This is a genomic window from Dolichospermum sp. LEGE 00246 (assembly GCF_015207865.1).
In the GTDB taxonomy this organism is placed as follows: Bacteria; Cyanobacteriota; Cyanobacteriia; order Cyanobacteriales; family Nostocaceae; genus Dolichospermum; species Dolichospermum heterosporum.
In genome coordinates this window covers 1-8,630 of record NZ_JADEWA010000224.1, presented here as the reverse complement: position 1 = coordinate 8,630, position 8,630 = coordinate 1, and the positions used below count along the sequence as shown (strand labels likewise).

At 41.7% G+C, this 8,630-nt stretch carries 8 protein-coding genes and 1 pseudogene; 5 read left to right on the top strand and 4 right to left on the bottom strand.

Annotation, left to right across the window (positions count from 1 at the left end; translation table 11 throughout):
- The coding region (locus tag IQ228_RS15215) for a transposase (RefSeq protein ID WP_370566898.1) at positions 1-119 on the bottom strand (119 nt) is incomplete at its 3' end.
- 676 nt (positions 120-795) lie between these two features.
- On the opposite strand from IQ228_RS15215, the pseudogene IQ228_RS15210 reads away from it, so the two are divergent.
- From IQ228_RS15210 to IQ228_RS15200, 3 genes and pseudogenes are all read left to right on the top strand, one after another.
- A pseudogene (locus IQ228_RS15210) lies at positions 796-2,372 on the top strand (group II intron reverse transcriptase/maturase).
- Positions 2,333-3,193, top strand: coding sequence for a transposase (locus tag IQ228_RS15205; RefSeq protein WP_228043891.1), 861 nt, complete (start codon positions 2,333-2,335; stop codon positions 3,191-3,193). Before IQ228_RS15210 ends, IQ228_RS15205 begins: the two are co-directional and overlap by 40 nt.
- 289 nt (positions 3,194-3,482) lie before the next feature.
- Entirely contained in the window at positions 3,483-3,914 is a 432-nt protein-coding gene (locus IQ228_RS15200; protein ID WP_027401026.1) for a hypothetical protein, read from the top strand.
- 55 nt (positions 3,915-3,969) lie between these two features.
- On the opposite strand, the gene IQ228_RS15195 is transcribed toward IQ228_RS15200, so the two are convergent.
- From IQ228_RS15195 to upp, 3 genes are all read right to left on the bottom strand, one after another.
- Entirely contained in the window at positions 3,970-4,248 is a 279-nt protein-coding gene (locus IQ228_RS15195; protein WP_027401027.1) for a YggT family protein, read from the bottom strand.
- A 176-nt stretch (positions 4,249-4,424) separates the two neighbouring features.
- Positions 4,425-4,760 (bottom strand): hypothetical protein, encoded by a 336-nt coding sequence (locus IQ228_RS15190; protein WP_027401028.1) that lies wholly within the window; start codon positions 4,758-4,760, stop codon positions 4,425-4,427.
- A gap of 76 nt (positions 4,761-4,836) precedes the next feature.
- The gene (upp, locus tag IQ228_RS15185; RefSeq protein WP_027401029.1) at positions 4,837-5,487 is read right to left on the bottom strand and encodes a uracil phosphoribosyltransferase; all 651 of its coding nucleotides are present in this window, start codon (positions 5,485-5,487) and stop codon (positions 4,837-4,839) included.
- A 547-nt stretch (positions 5,488-6,034) separates the two neighbouring features.
- Between upp and crtH the strand changes: the two genes are divergently transcribed.
- On the top strand, positions 6,035-7,540 hold the full coding sequence (crtH, locus tag IQ228_RS15180) for a carotenoid isomerase (protein ID WP_193963387.1): 1,506 nt from the start codon (positions 6,035-6,037) through the stop codon (positions 7,538-7,540).
- Positions 7,541-8,310: 770 nt separating this feature from the next.
- Positions 8,311-8,529, top strand: a complete 219-nt coding sequence (locus IQ228_RS15175; RefSeq protein WP_193963385.1) for a hypothetical protein — start codon at positions 8,311-8,313, stop codon at positions 8,527-8,529.
- The last annotated feature ends 101 nt before the right edge of the window (positions 8,530-8,630 follow it).

Sequence of the window (8,630 nt, the reverse complement as noted above, 5' to 3'; positions counted from 1 at the left end):
GGCAACACATTTAAAAACAGATGGACATGATCCGGCATAATCTCCATAGCAATAATTTTCCACCTATTCTCTATAACCAACTCGCAAATAATTCGCTGTAACCTCTGGTGCAATAGCACCTACCAGGGTAAAAGTTCAAGGTAATAAAATCTATCTCCCCAAGTTGGGATGGCTGCGGTTTTTCAATTCTCGCTCAATACCAACAGGCTTTACTATCAAAGCTGCCACACTAAGAAAGCGTGTGCGATTCGTTGTTAGCTGAATCACGGTATCCAGCCCGTACATAAGCTAACCAACCCCATCCAATCATGGAAAAAGGTTGAACTCTCGGTCTGATATGGGTGCAAGTCCCATCTACCAGACTCAGGTATGACTCCCCATCTGCCCACGATAACCCGACTCGGTTTCGGGAGGTCGAAGCTGGGAACAGGGCATAATCAGACATCCGTTGTGGGGTGACACTGGTGCTAAAGGGGAGTTCCCACGGTGAAACAGAGCCTTAAAAAGCGACCTACTTAGAGGCAGGGCGCAACATCAAAAACCCTGACCACACTGGAGTTAATTCCCGCCGCATCCTGCGCTTGATAGCGGTAAGAGTCCAGGGAATCCAGCGGTTGAAGTGGCTACACCTAACGGAACTAACAATCATCCGAGGGAACGAATAAAAACGGATTGAAGGTCTAGGGGCGGTCGAACCCCATAAGTAGGCTGGACGAGCAGCGGAATCCCTTCAATTCGGGTAGGACAGACCGTAATTGGTCTGAGGTGTTCAGAATACACAGATTGGAGCAGAGCATGATTGGACACAGAGACAACTCTAGTGAATCTTGGAAGAAGTTACCTTGGAAGAAATTCCGCCGTAACCTATTCCGCCTACAAAAACGAGTGTACAAAGCGGTTCAAGTTGGAGACAAGCGTAAAGCTAAGTCCCTACAAAAGCTGATTCTGAAATCCTCCGCAGCGAGATTACTGGCTATCCGTCAAGTATCACAGCTAAACGCTGGGAAAAAGACCGCAGGAATTGACGGCAAAAAGTCCCTTACCTTTAAGGAACGCTTTGAGCTTAATGAACTGCTAAAAGCATCCGCCAACAACTGGAAACACCAGGGGCTAAGAGAAATACCCATCCCCAAAAAGGACGGTACTACCAGGATGCTGAAAATCCCTACTATTGCAGATAGGGCGTATCAATGCCTTGTCAAATACGCATTAGAACCAGCTTGCGCGTTGCAACCTTCCACGCCAGGAGCTACGGGTTTAGGACAGGACGCTCGGCACATGATGCCCAGAAATACCTGTACAACAACCTATGTTCTACACGAAATGGAATAGATAAACGAGTTATAGAACTCGATATTGAAAAATGCTTTGACAGGATAAACCACACCGCCATCATGGACAGACTCATCGCTCCTTACAGCATAAGACAAGGAATCTTCCTTTGTCTCAAAGCCGGAGTTAATCCAGAGTTCCCCGAACAAGGAACACCTCAAGGTGGCGTGGTAAGTCCACTATTAGCTAACATCGCCTTAAATGGAATTGAAAGTATTCATAGACACCACACGGTTTCTAAAAATCGAATCACAGACAAGACCCCAAAGGAACATATTATCGAACCTTCAATTCGTTATGCGGACGACATGGTGATAATACTCCGACCCCAAGACGATGCCACAGAAATACTTGAAAAAATCAGTCAGTTTTTAGCAGTGCGGGGAATGAAAGTCAGTGAGAAAAAGACGAAGCTAACCGCCGCGACAGATGGGTTCGATTTCCTAGGCTGGCACTTTAAAGTTCAGAAAAACGGGAAGTTTAGATGCGTTCCATCAGCGGACAACTTTAAATCTTTTCGCAAGAAAGTAAAACATATCGTCAACAACTCGAATTATGGTTCTACCACAAAGGCTGAGAAATTAGCCCCTGTAGTTAGAGGTTGGAGGAATTACCACCGCTTCTGCAAGATGGACGGGTCAAGAAACTCGTTATTCCATATCCAAAACAGAGCATTTAGGGTATTCAACAAGGAAACTAAGCTAAACCGCTACTCTAGCAAGAAATTACTAGATAAGGCGTTCCCAGCAGTTCCTTACTCCGAACACAAACATATCATGGTCAAAGGAGAGAAATCACCTTACGACGGAGATTTAAGTTATTGGAGCGAACGTAATAGCAAGCTCTATAACAACAATACCTCTAAAGCCCTCAAACGGCAAAGCCATAAATGTGGTCATTGTGGTCTTAAAATGCTCAGTGATGAGAAGGTACATCTACATCATGTTGATGCCAATCATAACAATTGGAAACCAAAAAACCTTCTAGCAATTCATGAAAGCTGCCACGATTATATTCACATGAGCAAAAGCGAAAGCTAAGAACATCGGAAGCTGGGTGCAGTGAAAGCTGCACGCCCAGATTTAACAGAGAGGGGCGCGGGATAAGACCCGCCCTCGACTCTACCCAAGATGGTTGGTATGTCTCAATTAGAATTGAAGATAAAACCATACCAGACTATATAAAGAAGCCTCTAAACGAAGTTAATTCTATTCTTGGTTGTGACTTAGGAATAACTAAACTTGTCCATTTCTCCGACAGACATCAAATTGATAATCCTAGGTTCTCAACCAATAAAAAAGCTAGACGCACTTTAAAAATCAGACAGCGACGGATTAATCGTAAAGTCAAGGGTAGTAAAAATCGTAAAAAAGCAGCTAATAAAGTAGGACGGTTTCACAAAAAGATTACAGATAAACGAACTGCTTATCAATGGAGTGTTGCCAATACAATAGTTTCTAGAAAGGTTGATGCTATTGCCTTAGAAGATTTAAACATCTCCGGTATGTTGAGGCGTTGCCAAGTTAAGACCGATGAAAAAACTGGAAGATTTTTAAAGAATGGGCAATCTAGAAAAAAAGGATTAAACCGTTCTATTTCTGATGCAAGTTGGAGTGATTTAATTTTAAAAATTGAGTATCTCGCTGTGAAGCAAGGAAAAGTTGTAATTAAAATTAATCCTCAATACTCCAGTCAAGAATGCAGAAATTGTGGGCATACTGATAAGTCAAACCGTGATGGTGAGAAATTCATTTGTACGGAATGCGGATATCACGAACACGCTGACATTGGTGCTGCAAAAACTATCAGAGATAGAGGTTTCAAAATAGTACGTGGGGACTCCGCGAAACTTGCTGTTTAACAGCTAAACGCCCAGAAGATGAGCCAGTGCGGTCTTGGGGTTTCCCCAAGTAGAGCAACTGGCGGTATCAGCACGCACTTTTGTGCAAACGTACTGAGTCTGGGAACCTGTGTGAACAGGATATTAGGATTGTAAAATCTTAAGAATCCCCGTCTCTTTAGAGCGGGGAGTGTCAACCAACACCAAAAATCAATAACTGGAAATTCTTACTCTGGAGCGACTCTGCGCCTCTGCGTGAGGTAAAATTGTACTCGTGACATTCGTAAATTTCCAATCAAAGGTGTATTTTATGCGGTTACGCTCAATGCAGTTAATTTTTATAGCAGGACTAATGGGGTTACTTTCCTGGATATGGACACCCAGCGCCCTAGCATTAACACAGATTAAATTATCTGATATTTCTTATCACGAATGTCCATCAGAACTGTCCAGTGGAATAGTAGGTAGTAGCGGTTCAAATTCTGCTAGTTGCTTCATCGTTACAGGTAAAGCAGAAAATAGCACCCGCAAAACTGTTTATGATGCGGATATTTTTGGGCGCATATATGATGCTAACGGTGATTCAACCTTACAAAATCGCACCCGTCTGGGTTTAATTACCGAAGTTCCTCCCGGAGTTAGTGATTTTGAATTTAGAATCACTGTCCCCAGTAATCAGCCCGTACCATTGCAACTTAAACAATTTAAAGCTGCTGGATTTAGCGGACAAGTGAGAAGATAAAAGTTGTAGAGACGTTCCCATGAACGTCCTTACATTGAAAATCGGAATTTGGGGCTTAAAACCCTTGTACCAAGGTGGCGCGAGCTAAACTATCTAAAATACCACCAACTATGTTCAGTGCCAAAAATGCCAGGATAGGGGAGAAATCCATCCCACCCAAAGGGGGAATTATGGAACGAAATAGATTGAGGTAGGGATCACTAATTTGGCTTAAAGCTGCAAATGGTTGATTAGACCATTCAATAGTGGGAAACCAAGTCAACAAGACTCGAATAATCAGCAAATAGCTGTAAAGAGAGACAAAGGTAGCTAGAGTTGTAATTAGTAAATTCATGGGTAACTTTCCTATTAAATGTCAAACATAGATTCATGTAGTTCGGTTAAGAACTGAGTCCAACTAGGCTTTTACAAGCCCTCACTTACCCGAAGGGAAGTGATGGGTGGTTGACGATTGATTTTAATTTAGCTCACGTCGCATTGTGTAGCCAATCAATATAACTAAGGGAAACCTTAAGAATGCTCATTAACTTCCTGGGATGAGTTGCTGTTGACATTACCTAATTGCTTCCGCACATCATCAATTGTGGCATTAAGTTGGGCAATTTTATCTTCGAGCGATCGCCTGGTTGCTTCTATTTCCAAACTTTCATGACCAGAAGCCCTCATTTGCCGCTTTTTAGTCCCTGTCTGTCCATCATTTTCCCCAGCAGTTAACCCTTCATGCTCTTCATTTGCAAACTTAGCATCTAAGCGGGAAGTAATCACCGCCCCTAAAACACCACCAACTACACCCCCAATCAATGACCCCAGTAACAAACCACTAGCAAAACCATCTTGCTGACTCATATTTTTTACCGTCTTCTCGAAAATAAGCAACTTTGACAATACTTTAGCTATTTTCCAGCCTTAGGGGCATCCTAGCTTAAGTTCCAAAAATGCGATCGCCCGCATCCCCCAACCCTGGTACAATATACCCTTGATCATCAAGCGTTTCATCAATAGTAGCGGTGTAAACGATTAAGCCAGGATAGACAGCAGCCAACTTTTTCAACGCCGGGGGAGCAACAACTACAGATATAATCCGAATTAACGCCGGATCAACACCTCTTTGGGTCAATTCCGCCATTACTGCCATTATAGAGCCTCCAGTAGCCAACATCGGCTCAGTAATTAACACCCGGGTTTCGGGAGCGAATTTTTCGGGTAATTTATTTAAATAACAAGTAGGTTCTAAAGTTTCTTCATTTCGCGCCAAGCCAACATGGTAAATTGATGCCAAAGGCAGTACACCCTGCGCTCCCTCCAACAAGCCTAAACCAGCCCGCAAAATCGGCACAACAGCCATAGGTATCTGAGGATTAATAAAAGTGGCTGCACAGGTCGTCAGAGGCGTTTGCACCATTGTTTCTTGAGTCGGCAACCACTCCCTAGCAGCCTCATAAGTTAGCCACCTACCCAACTCAGTCATAGCAGAACGAAATAATACAGATGGCGTAGCTACATCACGAGCAACTCCCAACCAGTGCTGAATTAAAGGATGAGGTGGAACATAAACACGGAGTTGTTGCGTCATAGCTAGAAAAGGGCGGCTGGATAATTGTCTTTTTACTGGAACATCATAGCAGAATTCACCGAATCAGGAAAAACAAGAAAGCTGAAGTTAGGGGCGCAAGGACTGCGCCCATTCAGGATTATGGCGAAGTAATTGGACAAAAATATTTACAGTCATTGCGAGGGAAGGGAAGCAATCACAACCCTGGCGATTGCTTCATTTCACTTCATTCCATATGGCTAACGCCACGCTTACGCAATGACATTGTGTAATTAATTTTGTCTCACTACTTAACACCACGCTGTCTGCCTCTAATATTATTGAAGGCAGAGCCTTCTAGAATTCATTCCCAGTCAGAGCAGGGGAATGAGATGACTTGAGTTCTTTGCGGGATAGAGGTTTTACATTAAGTTGACACCAATGAAGCTCTTGCTTTACCCCTACACATCTGAGTTCTTTGTCATTTGGCAAAAGTTTAAATCTCACCCATGTTTAGTATATATTATTCTCAAGGCGGAATTAGTTAGCAGCAGACCTTTCCCCTATTTTTTGGGTTAAATTGCAAATTATGGATTCTGAATTATTTGATGTCATTATCATTGGTTCTGGTATTGGTGGTTTAGTGACAGCCACCCAATTAGCAGCCAAAGGTGCAAAAGTTATAGTTTTTGAAAGTTATCTCATTCCCGGTGGTAGTGCTGGTTATTTTCAAAGCCAAGGATATACATTTGATGTCGGTGCATCAATGATTTTTGGCATGGGAAATAAAGGAACAACCAACTTACTCACCCGTGCCTTAGATGCAGTCAATGTTAATCTGGAAACCATTCCCGATTCTGTCCAGATTCACTATCATTTACCCAATGGTTTAGATTTAAAAATTGATCGAGATTATGAAACATTTCTCCAAAATCTAATTGCTTATTTTCCCGACGAAGCCAAGGGAATCAGGCGATTTTATGATGAATGTCAAAAAGTTTTTAATTGCCTGAATAACATTGAATTATTATCATTAGAAGAACCTAAATATCTCCTGCGGGTATTTCTCAAAAATCCTTTAGCTTGTCTAGGTTTAGCCAAGTATTTACCCTTAAATGTGGGAGAAGTAGCCCGAAAATATATTCAAGATCCTCAGTTATTAAAGTTTATTGATATCGAGTGTTATTGCTGGTCAGTAGTTCCAGCAAACATGACACCAATGATTAATGCTGGCATGGTTTTTTCTGATAGACATTATGGAGGAGTTAATTATCCTAAAGGAGGAGTTGGGAAAATTGCCGAAAAATTGGTGACAGGTTTAGCACAATTTGGGGGTGAAATTCAATACCAAGCGCGAGTCACAAAAATCATCACCAAACAGGGAAAAGCTGTAGGTGTACAATTAGCAAATGGTCAAGTTTATTATGGTAAAAAAATAGTATCTAATGCCACACGCTGGGACACCTTTACAAAACTACTACCAGTCCAAGAAATACCAGTTAAAGAAAAAAATTGGCAACAACGATATATAAAATCACCCAGTTTTTTAAGCTTGCATATAGGGGTAAAAGCATCAGTTTTACCTGTAGGAACAGAATGCCATCATATTTTATTAACAGATTGGCAGGAAATGACCACAGCAACAGGAACAATTTTTGTTTCTATTCCTACCCTCCTTGACCCGGATTTAGCACCACCAGGATATCATATTATTCATGCTTTTACACCTGACTGGATTAGTAATTGGCAGGGACTTTCCGAAAGCGAGTATACGGCTAAAAAAGAAATAGCAGCAGGGCAAATTATTGACAGATTAGCCGCAATTTTTCCTGGTTTAGATGCTGGGTTAGATTATTTGGAAATCGGGACTCCACGTACTCACAGACGCTTTTTACAACGGATAGATGGTACTTATGGACCAATACCTAAACGTAAGCTGTGGGGGTTATTGGGAATGCCTTTCAATCGCACTGTGATTCCTAATTTGTATTGTGTAGGAGATAGTACATTCCCCGGACAAGGTTTGAATGCTGTGGCTTTTTCTGGGTTTGCTTGCGCGCATCGGATTGGAGTAGATTTACAACTGAGAAAATAGCTGGGAATAAGTATACTAAACATGGGTGAGATTTAAACTTTTGCCAAATGACAAAGAACCCAGATGTGTACGGGTTTAGCTCATGCTTAATGGTGTCAACTTAACGCAAAATCTTCATCCCGCAAGGAACTCAAGTTCCTTGCTAATAGCGAAAGTCATCTAAAAGATGACTAAATACTAGGAAAATTCATTAGTCCGTTTTAACGGACTTGAGCTATGAGACAGGGAATTTATTCCCTGGCGGGTGTGGAAGCCAAACAAATAAGCCATCTGTAACCTAAGTTGACACCAATGGCTCATGCTTTACCCCTACGTTTAGACTCAAACAATCAAGCCGTTTTGAGTGATATAGCGATCGCCAAAGTTATTTCAATTTAGATATTTTCAGCCATCGTAAGTAGGTGAACACAATAAAACCAAACTGTGTAAAGAAACGTAAAATCGCTGAAAATGTCTTTACTCTTGCCTTGCTATAACGACAATTTTCAACGCCAACCTAAGTAATTGGACAAAAATATTTACAGTCATTGCGAGCGAAGGGAAGCAATCACAACCCTTGGAATTGCTTCATTTCACTTCATTCCATATGGCTAACGCAACGCTTACGCAATAACATTGTGTAATTAATTCTGCCTCACTACCTACTTATTTGGTTTTTTTAACTACAAGAAACAGTTATAGAACATTGCCAATTTGGCGTTTAAGCAACAGAAATATTCTCTAAAGTTTAAAAGCCAAGTTGGCAATATTTCCAATTATGAAATAAAGTCATGAGTAAAAAGTTATTTACTGAGTTGACAGTAGAACAACAAGAAACAGCTAATGGTGGTACGACTGCTACTGGTACTGCTATGTTTTCTGATCCTATTGGCATTCTTCCCGCTTTGATCGGGCCTCTTAATGGTATTGGTGGTACTCTTGTTTTTCCTCCTGGTTTTCTTCCTGGGGTTCCTCCCGGTGATAATACTTTCGTATGGACAGTGGTATAATTTGATTCAGTAAACCCAATAATAAAAGCCTCTAACCCTCCCCTTATAAAGGCTACGGTGTACACACAAGGCATGGGGAGGTAGGGGGGTAGGGGAGGTAG